Here is an 18,762-nt window from a genome sequence, read left to right as displayed (position 1 = left end):
AGGACACTTCGTCTAAGTATAGGAAGGGGTGAAGGTAGTGGAAGATTTGATTTTAGATGGATTTTTATCAGAAGATAAAGAACTCCTAATGGAAGAGATTATGAACCAGTATGGTCAGGAGATCTTACAGCTGGCCTATTCCTATGTGAATAATAGAGCCATTGCAGAGGATTTAACGCAGGGTATCTTCGTTAAATGCTATAAAAGTCTCCATACATATAACGGAAAATCTAAATTGAGGACATGGCTGTGGCGGATTGCCATTAATCATTGTAAGGATTTCCATAGAAGCTGGTACACCAAAAATGTGGTCATTACCGGTGAAGAAATGCCTAGTAATGGTACCAAAAAGGAGCTTGTTGAGCAGGCAGTTATCCAACAGGAAGAGGACGATGAATTAATAGCAGCGATTATGACACTGCCGATTAAATATCGGGTAGTGATTTACCTTTTTTATTATGAGGAGATGCCGCTTAAGGAAATCGCAGTGGTAACGGATACAGGTATTAATACTGTGAAAACAAGACTAAGACGGGCCAAGGAACTTCTGAAGGAAAGATTGGAGGAATAGGTGTGGAAGATCGCTTAAAGAATTTAAAGAAGGTAATGGATAGAAGAACTTTTTCAGACTTGAACTTTTCAGACCAGCACCAAAAGGCAGTACACAAGAAAATAAACCAATTGGACGTAAGCGATGAGGAAATTCTTTTAGCAGTCATGCAGCAACTTGTTCAAGAAAAAACAGGTCACGAATTAACAGGGCTTCTTCGAGGTCGGGGAATCCAGAAATTTGAGGGGGACGAAGGCTTTTTGTATACCGTGTTACATCGTTTAGAGCAGTCTGGATGCATCGAAACCAATTGGGACGAATCTGGAGCTAAATATTATTGGTTAAAGGATAAAGGCAGGAAGTTATTGAGTAATGCAGAGCAAAAGCGAACAAAACGTGGATTTGTATTTAAGGAACTGTTAGAGGGGTGAGCGGTCATTGGCGAATAATAAAAAGCAGATTTTCCTAAATGAGGTCACTGATCAAATTAAATCAAAGGAAGCAAAGGCATATGTCTCAAAGGAGTTAAGTTATCATTTAAAGGAAGCGAAAAATACATGGATGATAAAGGGGTTATCAGAGACTGAGGCGGAAGAAAAAGCGGTAGAACAAATGGGAAGCCCTACAAAACTGGGTATCCAAATGAACAAGCTACACCGTCCAAAGGTGGATTGGTGGCTGGTTTTCCTTATAACTACAGCCATGGGATTAAGCTTTCTTCCGATGTTTTCGCTTGGATATATGAATGACTCTCACTATATCATCTATAAAATTCTCATTGTCGTTCTTGGATTTATTGCAACAGTGGGTGTAATGCTGGTTGATTATCGAAAATGGAGAAGTCTCGGATGGTTATTTTACATAATAGGAATTTTGCTGCTAGTCTTCCTTGCGTTTTTCTCCAACACTATGATAAATGGGCTGAAGATAATAAAGCTTGGGCCCGTTACAATTGAAAGTCTGATGGCTTTGCCGTTCTTCTATCTGGCCTGGGCTTCATTTTTCAACAATGAAAGAATAAGGATTTGGCAGTTTCTATTATTGTTTCTCAGCCCAATCCTGCTATTTCTCGCCTTACCGAGTATATCAACCATCTACCTATATTCTGTGATGGTATTTGTGATGCTATGGTGGAGTAAATTTAGTAAAAAGGTTAAATGGATGATGACAACTGGCACATTTAGCTCCATTATATTAACAGGCATAATCGTTTGGCCATTGATAAAACCTTACCAGATTGAAAGATTGTTGGCGTTTATCGAACCTGAAAAGTATTCAGATGGGGCAGGATTCATAATCCTAAAGAGTCAGGAACTCATGGAAAAAGCTGGCTGGTTTGGCTGGTTTGGCGGGTTCGGACAACCTAGGATAGGGGAATTTATACCCGAAGCGCATACGAACTTTGTATTTGTAAGCTTTACCTATTCTTACGGCTGGCTTTTCGGAGTTTTACTTATCACGATTCTCCTGCTTTTTGCAGCTAGAATGATTGCCATCCATCCAAAGATTAAGGATCCTTATGGAAAACTACTTCTTATAGGCGGGGTTGCCCTTTACGGTATCCAGCTGGTTAGCAATATTGGTATGGTGCTTGGATTCTTCCCTTTGACCTCAATGTCTCTGCCATTTATTAGTTATGGGTTAATGCCTACTTTGCTTAATGCAATATTAATAGGAGCAGTGTTAAGTGTATACCGCCGTAAAGATTTGGTTTTGTCAGCTTAATGAATGGTTCCTTTTTTGACGAGTTTCTTCTATAATATATAAGTTAAAAAGCTGTCTCAAAATCAAAAGGGTAAGACCCCTAATGAGACAGCTTCAAAAATTATTTATAAGTTTATTAATTAAACATTAACTTCCTGCTTTTTAACCACTACACCCATATTATTTTCATAGATTTGAACAATCGCACAGTGGTCCTCACTAACTTTCCCTAAGTCTTCCATTTCGTTCATATAATCAAGAACCATCTTAGACATAGGAATCTCAACATTCATTTCTTCTGCCAGTTTTACCGCGTTCATAAGATCTTTTTGATGGACTGCAATTCTTGCACTTGCTTCGAAGTTTCTGCTCATAATTTTAGGAGCCTTCACTTCAAATATCGGGCTGCCTGCATATCCATCTTTTATGGCATAAAATAGTGTTTCAGGATCAAGTCCAGCCTTTACCGCGAAAGCTAAACCTTCTGACATGGCACCGAGATAACAACCAGCAATCATATTATTGGCCAGTTTCGCAATACTTCCGCATCCAGACTTCCCCATATAGGAAACGGAAGTTCCCATATAATGAAGGAGAGGACTCGCTTCATCAAATGTTTCCTTATCACCACCACACATAAGGACAAGTGTTCCGGCAATTGCTCCAGGCTCTCCGCCGCTAACAGGAGAATCTAAAAGGCTTATTCCAACTTGCTTTGTCTTATCATACATTTCCCTAATCACAGTTGGAGCTGTAGAACTTAGATCTACAATAATAGTCCCTTTTTTTCCATTATTAATGATATCTTCAATACTCTTTTTCACAAGATTATTAGAAGGGAGGCAGAGAAAGATAATATCACTATTTTCATAAATTTCTTCTATATTATCTGGAGATTTCCCGCCATTTCCTATAAAGATACTCCGCTTTTCATTAAAAACATCATAACCCATAATGGGGTAATCACTTTTCTTTAAAAGATTTAGTGCCATGGGTAACCCCATTATCCCTAAGCCTATAAAACCAATTGTTTTATTAATAGGGTTTCACTCCTTTCATTAGAATTAGCACCCTTATTTATTGTATGTATGGCTCTATTTTCGGCTGCTAATGCTGCTTCTCTAACTGCTTCTGTTAATGTAGGATGTGCATGGATGGTTTCGATTAAATCTTCAACAGTTGCTTCCATCCCAATGGCTAAGGCACATTCGGCAATAATATCGGTTGCTCGTGGTCCTATAATATGAACACCAAGGACTTCTTTAAACTCTTTGCCGAGAATTACTTTGACCATACCTTCTCCGCCATTCATGATGAGTGCTTTTCCATTAGCCATAAGTGGGAAATGACCTGTTATATATTCAATACCTTCTTCTTTTGCCTTTTCTTCTGTTAAACCAACGCCTGCAAATTCAGGATTTGTATAGACGCAGGAAGGAACCGTCTTACCATTATAAGAAGCTGACAGACCCATTGCGTTTTCTGCAGCCACTTCACCCTGCGCAGAAGCTACATGAGCTAACATGACTTGACCTAAACAGTCGCCGACAGCGTAAACATTTTTAATATTGGTTTGCATTTTATTATTTACAGTAATTCTGCCTTTGTCGTTATCAATACCGGCATTCTCAAGTTTCAGTGCCTCTGTATTTGTTCTTCTTCCAACAGCTACAAGTACCTTCTCAGCTTCAAAACTTACTACTTCACCTTTGTATTCAACTTTCACTTTAGCGCCAACGGGTGAATATTCAACGGACTGTACTTTTGCCTCTGTATAAATGTCAACACCGTCTTTTTCCAATTTATTTCTTAATATTTCCGTTAATTCACCTTCCATCAAAGGCAGGAGCTTAGGCAGCGCTTCAATGACGGTTACTTTTGTACCAAATTGGCTGTATACAGATGCAAATTCTACTCCAATAACCCCGCCTCCAATTATTAGAAGTGATTTAGGAACCTCTGAAAGGGAAAGGGCACCTGTAGAATCAATGCAGTTATCATTTTCTTTTATACCTGGAATCGGCGGTATTGCTGGAACGGATCCAGTTGCAATAATTATTTTCCCGCCAGCCAATTTTTCTTTCGTTCCATCTGCTTTGGTTACGGCCAATGTATCGGATGTAACAAACTCAGCCGTTCCATTTATCACTTTAATTTTGTTTGCCCTCATTAAGCCCTTTATTCCATTTACAAGCTGACTGGAGACACTATCCTTTTTCTTCAATACCTTTTTCCAATCAAACCCATTTACATGAACATTAATACCGAAGTCATTTGCATGATTTGCTTCCGCTAATAAATCCGCAGCGTGCAGCAGTACCTTTGTAGGAATACAGCCAACATTTAAGCAGGTACCACCTAGTTTGCTTTTTTCAACTAATGTTACTTTGGCACCTAGTTGAGCCGCTCTAATAGCGGCTACATATCCACCAGGTCCTCCTCCAACGATAATGACTTCTTGACTTTCATTTGACAATGTTATGAACCCCCTTGTGTGAAAACAATCTCGCGTAGATTTTCTTAAAAGAATTAGAGAATTATATTGATAGGTTCTTCAAGTAATTTTTTGATATCTAGTTGGAATACAGCTGCTGCTGATCCATCAAGAAGTCGGTGATCGAATGTTAAAGATATTTTCATAACTTGTTTCTTAAATACTTTTCCTTCATCGTCCATATCCAGTTCACTTTGAATGGTATTTACTCCAAGGATCGCTGCGTCTGGTTGATTAATGATTGGTGTAAATGATTCAACACCGTACATACCTAAATTAGAGATGGTAAAGGTAGAGCCTTTATATTCATCCATATTTAGTTTTCCTTCTCTTGCTCTTACAGCCAAATCTTTTGCTGCTGCGGATAATTCTTCGATTCCCATTTTGTCTGCATCCTTGATAACAGGTACAATAAGTCCTTCGTCCATTGAGACAGCCATACCAAGATTTACATGAGCACGTTTAATTATCTTGTCGCCATCAAGACTTACTAAAATATTTTTATTTTTCTTCAATGCTTTCGCTACAGCTTTTAAGATAAAGTCATTTACCGATAATTTTGTTTCTCTGTTTGCATTAAGTTGTTTTCTGAATTCCATTAACTTTGTAACGTCAATTTTTACATCTTGAGTCACAACAGGAATCTCATTGTGGGATTTGTACATTCTTTCAGCGATGGTTTTTCTCATTCCGGAAAGTTTAACGACTGTATCGCCGTCCATTAATTCAACAGGTTCACTCTTCTTAGCTGTAGGTACTTCGGTAACTTGTACAGGAGCTTCAACTTTTGGTTCTTCAGCCTTTTTAAGGATATCCTGTTGAATGATTCTTCCTCCAGGACCAGAACCTTTAAGACTTGTATAGTCTACTTCCAATTTTTTAGCTGTTTTCTTTGCAAGAGGGGAGATTTTTATTCTTCCGCCTGTCTCTACAGCTAAAGTTTCAGCATTTTTTTCTACTCTTACTTCCACTTCAATAGGTGCTAATTCTTCAACAGCCGCCGCCACTTCGTCTACTATCCCTACTGATTCGCCTGGTTTTCCAATGTAGGCTAATAAACCTTTTACAGGAATATCTTCGCCTTCTTGTGCCACTATTTTCAATAAGACGCCATCAACGTCACTCTCAAGTTCACTTGTCAATTTATCTGTTTGGATCTGAGCAATCGGGTCCCCAACCTTTACTTCGTCACCTTCTTGCTTTAACCATTGGTCTATGGTTCCTTCCTCCATCGTCAGACCTAACTGTGGCATTCTAATTTCAACAGCCATATTTATAACCCTCCAAACATATTTTCCAAAATTCATAGTTTAGCTATAAATTCATGGAAAATATGTACATTTTTATTTTTTACGTAAAATTCTTGAATCTATATAACGTTCATTGCGTTTTGTTTATTTAACACTTTCTTAACGGCACCCACAATATCATTCACTTGTGGGAAATTTGCATCCTCAAGCGGCGGGCTGAAAGGGGATACGATATTAAGTCCTGCTACCCTTTCAACAGGTGAATCTAGTTCATCAAATAGTTCCTCCATAATTTGGGCACTAATTTCACCGCCAAAACCGCCTCTTTTAACGCCTTCCTCAACCACGACTACATTATGTGTTTTTAAGACTGATTTCTTAATTGCTTCCCAATCAAGCGGAACGAGCGTACGGAGATCTAAGACTTCTGCATCAATACCTGATTTAGCCAATTCTTTAGCAGCATCTAGGGCAAAATAAACCTGTCTGCTCCATGTAATGATGGTGATATCTTTACCTTCTCTTTTTACATCCGCTTCACCTAGAGGGATTACATATTCGCCTTCAGGAACTTCTTCCTTCTTCGCATAAAGGAGTTTATGCTCCAAGAATATAACAGGGTCATTATCTCTAATGGCTGCTTTAATTAAACCTTTAGCATCTTTTGCAGTAGAAGGACAAACCACTTTTAAACCAGGAATATGGGCAAACAACGCTTCTAAACACTGTGAGTGTTGTCCGGCATTTCTTCGTCCTGCTCCCATAGGTGCTCGAATCACCATTGGCATTGTAAGTTGTCCGCCAGTCATATATCTTAATTTTGCTGCTTGGTTCATTACAGGGTCTAAACTAACACTAATAAAATCATTGTACATTAATTCAACTACTGGTCTGATTCCTCTCATAGCTGCACCCACTGCCATTCCAGTAAATCCTAACTCTGAAATAGGTGTTTCGACCACTCTATCTGAACCGAATTCATCTAAAAACCCTAATGTCAAAGCAAATGGGCTGCCCATTTTTCCTAAATCTTCACCCACCATAATGACATTTTCATCTCTTACCATTTCTTCATGCATGCCTTCTCTAATTGCGGCACTAACGCTTATTTTTTTACTCATCGTACAACACTCCTATCATTATCTTGAGAATATACATCCGTTGTTACTTCGCTGAGATCCGGATATGGGGAATTAACGGCAAATTCATATGCCTCATCAATTTCCTTTTTCATCGCTGCATCGATTTCTACTAATTCTGCTTCGGTCACATCATTTTCAAGCAAGTATTCTTTCAATCTCCTAATAGCATCTTTTTTATAGGCTTCTTCGATATATTCTTTTGGACGATAGCTTGAAGGATCGCCACAATAATGTCCTTCATGTCTAAACGTTTCACACTCTATGATGGAAGGGCCGTTACCTGATCTTGCGTAATCAACAGCTTCCTTGACAGCTTCATACACGGCCAATACATCATTTCCATCAACTGTTTTACCAGGAATATCGTAAGCTACTGCTCTTACAGAAAGATTAGGTGTATTTGTTACTGATTTGATGTCAACAGAAACTCCAAGGCCATTATTTTCGATTAAGTAAACAACAGGTAATTTCCATGTTGCGGCCATATTAATGGATTCATGAAATGCACCAGTATTCGCACCAGAATCACCGAAAAAGCAAAGTGTTACTTCATCCAGGCCCTTAATTTTTGAAGCTAGGGCAGAACCTGTAGCAATTGGGATACCTGCACCAACAATACCGTTAGCACCGAGAATACCTAAGTTAACATCCACAATATGCATTGAACCGCCTTTTCCTTGACAATAGCCTGTTGCTTTCCCAAATAGTTCAGCCATCGTTCTATCTGTTTTTGCACCTTTTCCAATACAATGGCCGTGCCCTCGGTGGGTACTTGTAATAAAATCTCTTTTCTCGAGAGCATAGTTTGCACCAACTGCAGTTGCTTCTTGGCCAATACAAAGATGGATATTTCCTGCTAACTCACCTTTGTTAAAGCATTCTCCTGCTTTTGTTTCAAACGTCCTGATCCTCACCATTTCTTCATATAACTTAACTAAAAATTCTTTTGAATATTTATTTTCTGTTTCAATTCTACTTAGTACATTAACCAATTTCTCCACACCTCTCTGATATTTATATAGTAAGCGCTTTCTAATTATTGAAAACGCTTTTTAAAATCTTACTTAAATTTAATGCAAGTACCGTGCCAAGATTTAAAATAATCAATTAATTCTCTTATCTTCTAAAATTCAAAAGAAAATGCCAAAACATATTTGTTATATGTTTTGGCATTTATTTGTTAGAGCCCTAAAGAGGAGTAAATCACAGCCCAAGACGTTTTTTCTTACGTGCTAAGGTGGTAAGGTCGATTCCTAAAACATCAGCACAACGCTTCATAGGCTTATACTTTGATAGATAGAAAGATAGAACTTTCTTTTCATATTCATCCATTAGGTCTTTAAGCTGAAGGTCTGAAGTTTCGTCTATAGAATCTTCAATTAGTTTATCATCACTATTACTAATTTTAGTATGTATGTTAGCTGGAATGAACGTCTCATTAACAAGGTTTCCATCAGAAATAATCATGAGTCTTTCGACTAAATTCTTTAATTCTCGAATGTTTCCCGGCCAATCATAAGAGAGAAATAATTGAATCGTATTTGGCGAGAATGACTTATTTATCTGGTGTTTTTCATTAAACACTTTTAGAAAATGTTCAATAAGCACAATGATATCATCAGGTCTTTCACGAAGTGGGGGTATTGAAATGGACAGTACATTTAATCTAAAGTAAAGGTCCTGCCTAAATTGTTTTTCTTTAATCATTTTTTCTAAATCTGCATTAGTTGCAGCAATCACTCTAACATCTATTGGTATTTCTTTCGTTCCTCCAACCCTCTGAATTTTCATATCCTGCAATACTCCAAGTAATTTTACCTGGAGAGAAAGGGGCATTTCACCAATTTCATCTAAAAAAATAGTCCCTCCATTGGCTACTTCAAATAGCCCTGCTTTCCCACTGCGATTAGCACCGGAAAATGCACCCGCTTCATATCCAAAAAGCTCCGATTCCAATAAATGCTCAGGAATGGCTCCACAGTTGATTTTTACGAAGGGTCCTTTATTGGTTCGAATATCAATGGAATGAATGTAATTAGCTAAAACATCTTTACCGACCCCGGACTCTCCTAAGATCAATATCGAGGTGTTCACTTTTGAAAATTTGTGAGCAAGTATAACAATCTTCTCCATTAATGGACTTTGATAGACTACTTGATTGCCATTTACCTTTGTTTGTTGAACTTCCTGCAGGGTTTGTCGATAAGATTCAGAAAGGGCATATGTTTCATCTAGCTGATTTTTTAATTTATTCAGTTCTGTTATATCTCTAATATTTTGAAAGGTATAAATAAGTTTTCCATCGTCATCAAAAATAGGTGTAGCGGATACTAAAGCTTCTACTCCTGTCGAGTATTTAACTGACTTTGTAGTGGTTACACCCTTTGATATCGCTTCAATGGATGCGGAATCCTCCATCCAGCCATTTTTAACTAATTCTGCCGCTGTATAGTTATCTAACTGAGAGGGAAGTAAGCCTGACATTTGTAAAAAGGATTGGTTATACCATATTGTTTGTCCTTTTGAATTGGTAATCGTAACACCATCAAATGAACTGCCAATGAGTTTGCGAAGTAAAAATTCTGGCTTATTTTTTAAAAAATGTTCAAGACGTTCCATCTAAACCCTCCGTTTCTATTCTTTTTTAAAAAATATGGCATTTCTGCTATTATTATAGCAAAAATGCCAATGGAATAATGCAGTATTGTCACATTCATATGATAATTCTGAATCCTTTTGTTTTTTTTTGTCCAATTAACGTGCATCAGCACTTTTGGTTAACACACACTCTTCCGGTATGCTTTTTCTAGCAAAATAATTGGAAATCCAAGAACCCGTCGATAGATTAATAATCATATTAATAATTGGTGCAATAGCTGCAAGTTCTCCAATAAATTCAAATGCTAGGATTGCAGCCAAAGCGGTATTGCATAAACCGACTTGAAATAGTATGGCTCGTGCATCTGCTTCACTGATTAATAATTTTTTTGCGATAAAATAAGAGGCAATCATAGGAAAGACAACTTGAATAAAAATAGCCAAAAACAAAATAGGCAGAATAGCAATTTCCTTTTCAATAGCATCCCTGCCACTGCCGACAATAATGTGGACAGTTATGAGTAATGCTAATGAGGATCCAAATTTTGTTGCTGCCTTTGAATGATGCTTTGAATTAGGAAATTTCCTTTGCGTAATAATTCCAGCACTCAACGGGAGAACAACAATAAGTAAAAAGGACCTGAATAAATCAAAAAAAGAAATAGTTACTAAAGTATCTGATATTCCCATGAACGAAAGTGGTGTAACGATAGGACTTACAACAACATCTATTAAAGACGCAGCGATAACAAGAGAGGCATTACCCCCGGCGAGGAAAGTATAGAGTGTTGCAGCAGTAGCACTTGGTACTGTTCCAGATAAAATGATCCCTGCAGCTAATTCTGGATTGGAAGAGAAAAACAAATAGGCAATACCTACAGAAATAAAAACGGTGATAGTCCATTTTAGTAACGAAGCGATAAAGAGCTCTCTCTTTTTCCTCCCAATTCCTCTTAAGGCGTCTATATCCATTGATAACCCAGCAAAAAATATAACGATTCCTAATAGAAGACTGGGAATCCAGGGCGGTGCCTGTAAATAATATGGTGAAAAGTAAGTAATGACAGCAATTAATAGAATTAGCAATGGAAGCCTTTTTGATAGAAACTCTGTTAATAATTTCATAAATTTTCTCCCTTCCCCAAACCTCTATAGAATGGACTACGATAATATATTAACAATGTTCTGAAGAATTTAAAATGACTGAAATGCTTGTTGGAAACAGGGAAGTTATTTTGAAATAATATGAAGGGGCGGTATTTTAAAGTTAAATATAATATAGAAAAAAGCATCTTTTCAGAGGAGAAACAAGATGGTTGAAAATTATTTTAAAGAGTTAAACTAAAATAAATATTTGGAAAAGACAGAAAAATTATTGACTTTACTATGATAGTTTTGTAAAAATGAAACTAAGGTTTCACTTTTTACAAGAAATAGTAAAAGTGGAAACAGTATTTTTAATAAAAATAAAGGAGGGATCATGAGATTGAACCAAAAGGTGTAAAAACTGTTGAGAAAACCATGAGAATTCTGGAGTTAATTGCTGAAAAACCCCGTTCTTTTTCAGAACTAATTGATTTAATGAATAGTAATAAGGCCACAATTTATAGGTTTATTACAACATTGGAGGATCAAGGGTATATCTACAAAAATCAAAATGAGCGTTATCAGCTGACATTAAAACTCTATTCATTAGGAAAGAAAGAAATTGAGCGGTATAACCTGCTGGAGGTTGCCAAACCTTTTTTATCACAGCTAGTAAATAAAGTTAATGAAACTGTAGTTATTTCGTCTTTTTCTAATGACGCTGTTCATTTCTTAGATAAAATTGAATGGAATTCAACACTAAGAATTGTTGTGGAGCCAGGGAATTCAGCCCCGTTATATTGTGTAGCAAGTGGTAAATTATACTTAGCACATTTTAGTGACGAACAACTAGATGACTATTTTAATAGACAGAAACTTAGTCCTTTTACTAGTAATACAATTACAAGTATCGCCAAAATGAAAGATGAAATTACAAAAATTAGAAGTCGTAATTTTGCAATTGATAATCAGGAATGGGAAGAGTATCTGCGCGGTATGGCTTTTCCAATTTATGATTATTCCAATAAAATGGTAGCTGCTTTAAGTATTTCAGGTGTTTCCCACCGGTTTACTGATGAAAAAATATCCTCCATTGTCGGTGAAGGAACTCAAATTGCAAACAAAATATCAGGGTTACTAGGCTATGTAAAATGTGAATCGGGAGAGGGGATAATAAAATGAGAAAAAGTAAGTTATCTTTTATACTAATTGTAAGCGCTATCTTTATGTTGGTAATTGCGGGGTGCAGCAGCAAGAGCTCCGGTGGCGAAGGTGGGAAATCTGCAGAAGGAAAAAAACTGAATTTAAAAATGTCAGTTACTATATCAGATTCATCTACTTGGTATCAGGCTGCAGAACAATTTGCTAATGAAGTAAAAGACAAAACCAATGACAGAATCAATATTAAAGTATATCCAAATGAACAGTTATCTGGTGGGGATTCTGGGAAAGCTGTAGAAAGTTTGTCAAAGGGAACAATCGATCTTACATATAACTCAACCATCATTTATTCCATCTTGAACGATAAATTAGGCGTATTAAGTGCACCGTTTCTTTTTAAAGATTTAAATGATGTAGATGCAAAATTGGCCGGTGAGGGCGGAGAAGAAATTAAACAAATTATTCGTGATTTTGGTGTTGAGCCTTTAGGGTTCGGACAAAACGGTTTTAGACAAGTTACAAATAGCGTAAAAGAAATAAAGTCTCCTAAAGATATCGAAGATCTAAAAATCCGTATTCCTGGAATTAAAATGTATACAGATTTATGGACGATGTATGGGGCCAACCCAACAACAATGACTATGTCTGAAGTTTTCACTGCGTTACAACAAGGAACTGTTGATGGACAGGAGAATCCTATTGATGTAATTTACTCTTCTAAACTTCAAGAGGTTCAGGAGCATGTTACAATGTGGAACTACTCATACGACCCACTAATTTTAGGTATGAACAAGAAATTATTTGATTCATTAAGCGATGAAGACAAAAAAATCATTCAAACAGCTGCAGACAATGCGAACCAATACCAAATTAAACTAGCTAGAGAAAAAGAGGCAGAACAAATCAAAGAATTAGAAGCAGCAGGAATGAAATTCTACACGCCAACAGAAGAAGAAAAAGCTTCATTCAAAGAAGTAGTTCAGCCAATCTATGACAATTATAAAAAAGTATGGGGAGAAGACCTATTAAATTTATTCTTAGAGAAATAGTATCCGTAAATAATAATTAGGGTGTGATATTATGTCAAAATTGCTTTCGATGGTTGAAAATAGCTTAATCATATTTAGTTCAGCCATAATGTGTATCATTACCTTTGCGAATGTTGTATCCAGGTACCTAACCGGAAATTCATTTGCATTTACGGAAGAAATAACGATCAACATTTTTGTTCTGTTAGTTTTTGCAGGGGCTTCAGTCGGGGTGAAGAATTCTTCTCACCTCGGCTTCACCCTCCTTTTTGATCGTGCTAATCTTCCAATAAAAAAACTCCTCTGTATTTTTTCAGGGCTTTTAGTCACAGTGGTATTTATCCTATTTGCTTATTACGGAGTAGATATGGTGCTGTATCAAATGTCCGTTAACCAAATGACACCTGCCTTAGGCTGGCACCAATGGATGGTTTCATCGACATTTCCTTTAGGCTGTATATTATGCATAATCCGTTCCATTGAAGTTGCAGTAAAAGAATACAAAAATTTACACTTGGAAAGTGAATGATGTAAATGATAGCTATAATTCTATTCGGAGTGTTTTTTCTTCTATTATTTTTAAGAGTGCCTATAGCAATTGCCCTGGGTGCTGCTTCCATTCTCTCACTGATATCTACAATGGGTACAAGTTCACTGGGGTTAATTTCGGATATCATGTATACAAGTGTTGCGAAGTTTACATTGCTCTCCATTCCATTTTTCATTATAGCCGGCGTTATTATGGATTATGCGGGAATCTCAAAGCGTCTAATCAATTTTGCTGACACATTTGTTGGACATAAAAAGCATGGTATGGCCCTTGTAACGGTTATTACTGCGCTATTCTTTGCAGCTATTTCTGGTTCAGGCCCCGCGACTGTTGCAGCCATTGGCGGTATCCTAATTCCTGCGTTGGTGAAAAATGGATACAAAACGGAATCTGCTGCTGCATTATTGTCGGGAACTGGCGCTACAGGGATTGTTATCCCTCCGAGTATTGCTTTGATTGTATTTGCTGTTGTTGCCGGTGATAGCATTAGTGTTTCCATTGGCAGAATGTTTATAGCCGGAATTATTCCGGGATTACTCATGGGTGTCGGCTTTTACCTAGCTGCAATCTATGTGAAGAAAAAAGATACAAAGGCACTGATGCAAGAAGCGAAGAAGGCTGGTATCGACTTTGAAATTGCTGCCACAAAGGAAGTTGCAAGTCCGAAGGAAAGATGGCAAGCTTTTACGGGTGCCATTTGGGGTATACTCGTTCCAGTTATCATTTTAGGCGGTATATACGGGGGAGTCTTTACACCAACGGAATCTGCCGTAGTTGCGGTCTTTTATGGCTTATTTGTCGGGATATTCATTCATAAAGAACTTAAGCTTAAAGATATAAAAAGAATATTAATTGATTCTGGTGTTCAAACAGCGACTGTTATGCTTATTGTTAGTTCAGCCTCCTTATTTGCATACGTTATCACGACGGAGGGAATCGCTGACTTAATATCAGATGCAGTGCTTGGACTATCAGAGAATAGATATATAATCCTTATCCTTGTCAATATTATCCTGTTAATTGCGGGAATGTTCATGGATGCAATATCTGCCTACTATATCTTTGTTCCTATTTTATTACCGATTATGATTGCATTAGGTGTAGATCCAACTGTGTTCGGTGTATTTATGACAGTTAACCTTGCAATTGGATTGTTTACTCCACCAGTAGGTGTCAATCTGTATGTCGCATGTGGAATTTCAAACATTTCTCTCAACAAGATTAGTAAAGCAATTGTCCCATTTGTAGTTGCTTCGATTGTTGTTTTAATACTAATCACATATATACCAGCCATTTCAACATTTTTACCAAATTTATTAGGTGTAAAATAATGGTTCTAGGTGTTTCATGAAAATAAATAGTATGCGGAGGTGCAGCATTTGGCTAATCAAACCGGAGGTGTTATGTTGGTAAACCGCCGTTCTCAGTCTGTGTATGATAAAAAAAGGGGCATCATTATTGGGTGTTTAGCGCCAGATGAAGACTTAATTAAAGGGATAAAAAAAGTTTGCCAAGAGCATCAAGTCACCGCAGGTACGATGAACTGTATTGGTTCATTGTCACATGTATCTATCATTCAATTAAATTATGAAGATGATCATATGTTTTATTCTCATCCTATACATTGGAATACACCTGTTGAATTGCTATCAGGGCATGGAGTTATTGGACATGATGAAAAGGGTGAACTAGATGTTCATTTTCATGGTGTCTTTATTGACCACCGTAAGACTATAAACGGAGGACATTTTTTAGAAGGAACCAATACTGTTGCAATCACCATTGAATATACCATCTATGTAGTAGATGAGGCCCAGCCTGTCAGGGAATTTGATGAATCAACAGGGTTTAAACTTTTCAATTTCTATAACAAAAGTGACGTCCAATAAATATGGGCAATTTTAACTCTATGAGAATCTAGGATCTAGTAAAAGTGGAAAAGAGGGAGTTTGTGAGAGGAACGATGAAATGCGTTGTAAAAACGAAACCGGGCCCGAACAATCTTGAATTATGTGAAAAGCCTATACCTCAGCCAGGCCCAGGTGAAGTGCTTATCAAGGTACAATTGGCCGCAATTTGTGGTACCGATGTACATATTAAAGATTGGGATCCGTTTGCTGCGGAAAGGTTAAATCCTCCGGTAACCATTGGTCATGAATTCTGTGGTGAAATTGTTGAAATAGGAATTGGTGTTGATCCTACAAGAATTGGTAAGTTTGTATCTGCAGAAAGTCATGTTATCTGTGGTCATTGCGTGATGTGTAAAGCAGGCCTGGCAAATGTGTGCCTTAACACCACGTGTATAGGATTGCATTTTGATGGGGCTTTTGCCGAATATGTCGTGATCCCAGATGAAAACGCGATAGTTTGTGATCCAAATCTTCCTGAGGAAGTTAATGCAATTCTTGAGCCATTAGGTGTTGCGGTCCATGCAGCATCGAAGTGTGAACTTGCAGGAAAAAAAGTTGCCGTAGTTGGGTGTGGCCCAATCGGTCTTATGGCTGTTGCAGTAGCACGAAAAATGGGTGCGGGAAAAATAATCGCTGTTGAAACCAATGAATATCGTTTGGATACCGCTATAAGGATGGGAGCAAGTGTTGCTGTGAATCCCCTTAAAGAGGATACCATCAAGCATGTCAGAAATGCGACAGATGGTTTAGGTCCTGAAGTGATCCTTGAGTTTTCTGGAAGTAAGCATGCAATAATCGACGAAACAAAATACATCAGGAAAGGTGGATCTATTGTTGTGGCCGGTCTGCCTTCCGGTGAAATTGGTTTAAACTTTGAAGATATATTCTACAGTGGAGTAAATATGTATGGTATTTCCGGCAGGGAACTCTATCGAACTTGGAATATTATGCAGGGACTTTTGGATGCTGGGCTGGATGTTAAAGAATGTATCAGTGATGTATTGCCTCTTGAGGAATTTGAAAAGGGATTTGAATTAATAAAATCAGGTAAGGCTTTGAAAGTTCTTCTAAAGCCATAAGAAAAAATTTAGAATGGCAGAACCCTGAAAACAACTCGTTTTTAGGGTTCTACTTTGTAAGTGCCATTATTTCAGAGGTATCCAAATTTCAGAGTAATAATCTGGGCTTGATGGATTTCCATTTGAATAGACTTCTAAATCTGGCGTACCTGCATGCTCATAATGACTAGATGGAAACCATTCTGAGATGATTTGCTTCCAACCATTTTGCATGGCATCAGGCATTGAACCGTGAACTTCAAATACTCCCCATTTTGAAGCAGGTATTTCAAGTTCCATAAGGCCCTCTGGAGTTTTTCCAGTATGAGCAGTGGCAATCCAGTAATCCATTAACGGAGAACCAGGTGCGCGTTTATCGACACATACTCCAAGTACCCCTTTAATTTGACCATCATTTAATTTAAATAATAAATCATTGGTTCCATCCACATGGACGTCATCCCACATTTTAGGGATTCCGGCTAAATTCTCCCCATTTTGGCATGAAAACTCCCTCTTTACACCGACAACCTTAAAACTCTCTTTTTCCACGATTTTGTAATTCATAGGTTCTGCTCCTTTCAAATTCACCTGAATGGTCAGGCGGTTATAAGATTTCAGCTTTCCATTGTAATTACGTGCCTGAGTGGGTGTGATGCCATGCTGCCTTCGGAAAGCCTTTGAGAAAGATTCGGGAGTGTCGTAGCCATATTTTAGGGCGATATCAATAATTTTGCTTTCAGTTGTAGAAAGTTCTTGGGCCGCCAGTGTTAGACGTCTGCGACGAAGATATTCACCTACAGTAATATCTGTAAGCACAGAGAAAATACGTTGAAAATGAAACTCTGAAACATTTGCTTGCTTAGCAATGTCTTCAATCGATATTTCTTCTACTAAATGTTCCTCCATATAGTCGATTGCTTGTTGTAATGATTCTACCCATCCCATATCGCTCACTCCTTATGTATATCGTAACAACACCTTATTTTTAAATCCTGTCATTTTCTGCTCTATTCTAACAGTGTTTTCAATAATAACTGAATAATATTTCTGTTAATACTGATATTTTTCTGAAACATTTGTTAAAAACGTTCCGTTTTTAGAATGCTGTCAATCTCCTTTTTTGCCATAATTACTGGAAATGTTTCAAGGAACTGGTAGATTTAGATGTAGAAGAGCTATATTACCAAAGTATTTGCAAAGGCTACTATTGTAAGCGTAAAAGAAATATAACGGCAGTACAGAGAACTTTTCGTGTTTCAGCCTGTAAAATCCTTCCTAAAATATGACGGAAATCATATGGTACGATGAATTTGCAAATAACGGCAATTTTTAAGGAGGATTTAAAAATGTTGAAAAAGAAAGCACTTTTAACCGTAGTAGCTGCGGCGGCTGTAGTAATGGCCAATCCAGCACTAAATAAAGCAGATGCTGCTGCCTTTAATCCAGTAGTACAGGAAAAGGTCTATGTATCCCTAGGAACAAATATGAATGAGATTAATAGTGTAATAGAAGAATATCTTGCTAGCTTTGGAATTACACTTCCGAAAACTACCGTAAAGCAGCCTGTCCAGACAAAACCAAGTCAACCAACACAACAGCCTGCTCAGACAACTACTCCAAAACCAGTACAGCAGCAACCTGTAGAGCAGCCATCTGAGACATCAACACAACCAGCTGCACCACAAAATACAAGTACTTTAAGTGCTTATGAACAAAAAGTGGTCGACCTTACCAATCAAGAACGTGCAAAGAATGGGCTGCCAGCGCTTAAAGTAGATTTAACACTTAGCAAAATGGCACGAGAAAAATCTCGTGATATGTCTGCGAACGGCTACTTTAGCCATACAAGCCCAACATACGGTTCACCGTTTGATATGATGAAAAAATACGGAATCTCGTATCGTTATGCTGGTGAAAATATTGCCATGGGGCAGCGAACTCCTGAAGAAGTGGTAAAAGCATGGATGAATAGTGAAGGTCACCGCAAGAACATCCTTAGCCCAAACTTCAACTATATTGGCGTTGGTTACGTCTCCCAAGGAAATTATTGGACACAGGAGTTTATTGGTAAATAGGATCTAATCATTATAGCTTGGGGAAAATTTTTTCCTCAAGCTTTTTAGTGAATCTAGAAAGTTTTATTTATTTCGCAGTGTTTGTAGATTTATAGCCAAAAAGTGAAACTCCCTAATCGACAAAAAATTTTCTAGGAAATAAATAAAATTTCG

The 18,762-nt window shown here is 37.5% G+C and carries 18 protein-coding genes; 10 read left to right on the top strand and 8 right to left on the bottom strand.

All coding sequences use genetic code 11. The features are described 5' to 3' along the window. Positions 1-37: 37 nt before the first annotated feature. Genes MLOOGBEN_RS21205 through MLOOGBEN_RS21195 form a run of 3 tightly spaced genes read left to right on the top strand, consistent with a single transcriptional unit; the run spans position 38 to position 2,275 of the window. Positions 38-571, top strand: a complete 534-nt coding sequence (locus MLOOGBEN_RS21205) for a sigma-70 family RNA polymerase sigma factor (RefSeq protein ID WP_179160266.1) — start codon at positions 38-40, stop codon at positions 569-571. A gap of 2 nt (positions 572-573) precedes the next feature. Next, entirely contained in the window at positions 574-981 is a 408-nt protein-coding gene (locus MLOOGBEN_RS21200; protein WP_179160265.1) for a PadR family transcriptional regulator, read from the top strand. Between the two features lie 7 nt (positions 982-988). Continuing rightward, a complete protein-coding gene (locus MLOOGBEN_RS21195; RefSeq protein ID WP_179160264.1) occupies positions 989-2,275 on the top strand; it encodes an FtsW/RodA/SpoVE family cell cycle protein in 1,287 nt (428 codons plus the stop codon). 119 nt (positions 2,276-2,394) lie between these two features. Here the strand turns inward: MLOOGBEN_RS21195 and MLOOGBEN_RS21190 are convergent, their stop codons facing one another. The 7 genes from MLOOGBEN_RS21190 to MLOOGBEN_RS21160 form a co-directional block, all read right to left on the bottom strand. Continuing rightward, on the bottom strand, positions 2,395-3,246 hold the full coding sequence (locus MLOOGBEN_RS21190) for an NAD(P)-binding domain-containing protein (protein ID WP_179160263.1): 852 nt from the start codon (positions 3,244-3,246) through the stop codon (positions 2,395-2,397). A 23-nt stretch (positions 3,247-3,269) separates the two neighbouring features. Beyond that, on the bottom strand, positions 3,270-4,730 hold the full coding sequence (gene lpdA / locus MLOOGBEN_RS21185) for a dihydrolipoyl dehydrogenase (protein ID WP_179160262.1): 1,461 nt from the start codon (positions 4,728-4,730) through the stop codon (positions 3,270-3,272). 53 nt (positions 4,731-4,783) lie between these two features. Then, the gene (locus MLOOGBEN_RS21180; protein WP_179160261.1) at positions 4,784-6,019 is read right to left on the bottom strand and encodes a dihydrolipoamide acetyltransferase family protein; all 1,236 of its coding nucleotides are present in this window, start codon (positions 6,017-6,019) and stop codon (positions 4,784-4,786) included. A 98-nt stretch (positions 6,020-6,117) separates the two neighbouring features. Continuing rightward, positions 6,118-7,119, bottom strand: a complete 1,002-nt coding sequence (locus MLOOGBEN_RS21175; protein WP_179160260.1) for an alpha-ketoacid dehydrogenase subunit beta — start codon at positions 7,117-7,119, stop codon at positions 6,118-6,120. Then, positions 7,116-8,057, bottom strand: a complete 942-nt coding sequence (locus MLOOGBEN_RS21170) for a thiamine pyrophosphate-dependent dehydrogenase E1 component subunit alpha (RefSeq protein WP_179160343.1) — start codon at positions 8,055-8,057, stop codon at positions 7,116-7,118. The genes MLOOGBEN_RS21175 and MLOOGBEN_RS21170 overlap by 4 nt, the downstream gene beginning before the upstream one ends. A 286-nt stretch (positions 8,058-8,343) precedes the next feature. Then, entirely contained in the window at positions 8,344-9,759 is a 1,416-nt protein-coding gene (locus MLOOGBEN_RS21165) for a sigma-54 interaction domain-containing protein (RefSeq protein WP_179160259.1), read from the bottom strand. A 135-nt stretch (positions 9,760-9,894) separates the two neighbouring features. Further along, the gene (locus tag MLOOGBEN_RS21160; protein WP_179160258.1) at positions 9,895-10,863 is read right to left on the bottom strand and encodes a bile acid:sodium symporter family protein; all 969 of its coding nucleotides are present in this window, start codon (positions 10,861-10,863) and stop codon (positions 9,895-9,897) included. A gap of 360 nt (positions 10,864-11,223) precedes the next feature. Between MLOOGBEN_RS21160 and MLOOGBEN_RS21155 the strand changes: the two genes are divergently transcribed. From MLOOGBEN_RS21155 to tdh, 6 genes are all read left to right on the top strand, one after another. Further along, positions 11,224-12,006 (top strand): IclR family transcriptional regulator, encoded by a 783-nt coding sequence (locus tag MLOOGBEN_RS21155; RefSeq protein WP_368737812.1) that lies wholly within the window; start codon positions 11,224-11,226, stop codon positions 12,004-12,006. After that, entirely contained in the window at positions 12,003-13,034 is a 1,032-nt protein-coding gene (locus MLOOGBEN_RS21150; RefSeq protein ID WP_179160256.1) for a DctP family TRAP transporter solute-binding subunit, read from the top strand. The genes MLOOGBEN_RS21155 and MLOOGBEN_RS21150 overlap by 4 nt, the downstream gene beginning before the upstream one ends. Before the next feature lie 31 nt (positions 13,035-13,065). Beyond that, positions 13,066-13,542: a TRAP transporter small permease gene (locus MLOOGBEN_RS21145; protein ID WP_179160255.1), complete on the top strand. Its 477-nt coding sequence runs from the start codon at positions 13,066-13,068 to the stop codon at positions 13,540-13,542. Between the two features lie 5 nt (positions 13,543-13,547). After that, entirely contained in the window at positions 13,548-14,894 is a 1,347-nt protein-coding gene (locus MLOOGBEN_RS21140) for a TRAP transporter large permease (protein ID WP_179160254.1), read from the top strand. 48 nt (positions 14,895-14,942) lie between these two features. Next, complete coding sequence (locus tag MLOOGBEN_RS21135; RefSeq protein WP_179160253.1) at positions 14,943-15,452, top strand: PPC domain-containing DNA-binding protein; 510 nt, start codon at positions 14,943-14,945, stop codon at positions 15,450-15,452. A 74-nt stretch (positions 15,453-15,526) separates the two neighbouring features. After that, positions 15,527-16,552, top strand: coding sequence for an L-threonine 3-dehydrogenase (gene tdh, locus MLOOGBEN_RS21130; RefSeq protein WP_218781271.1), 1,026 nt, complete (start codon positions 15,527-15,529; stop codon positions 16,550-16,552). A 66-nt stretch (positions 16,553-16,618) separates the two neighbouring features. On the opposite strand, the gene MLOOGBEN_RS21125 is transcribed toward tdh, so the two are convergent. Beyond that, on the bottom strand, positions 16,619-17,479 hold the full coding sequence (locus MLOOGBEN_RS21125) for an AraC family transcriptional regulator (protein WP_179160251.1): 861 nt from the start codon (positions 17,477-17,479) through the stop codon (positions 16,619-16,621). 404 nt (positions 17,480-17,883) lie between these two features. Between MLOOGBEN_RS21125 and MLOOGBEN_RS21120 the strand changes: the two genes are divergently transcribed. Beyond that, the gene (locus tag MLOOGBEN_RS21120) at positions 17,884-18,609 is read left to right on the top strand and encodes a CAP domain-containing protein (RefSeq protein ID WP_179160342.1); all 726 of its coding nucleotides are present in this window, start codon (positions 17,884-17,886) and stop codon (positions 18,607-18,609) included. Positions 18,610-18,762: the final 153 nt, after the last annotated feature.

It is taken from the genome of Bacillus sp. EB106-08-02-XG196, from assembly GCF_013396335.1.
GTDB lineage: Bacteria > Bacillota > Bacilli > Bacillales > Cytobacillaceae > Neobacillus.
This window is presented reverse-complemented; position numbering and strand designations above follow the sequence as displayed.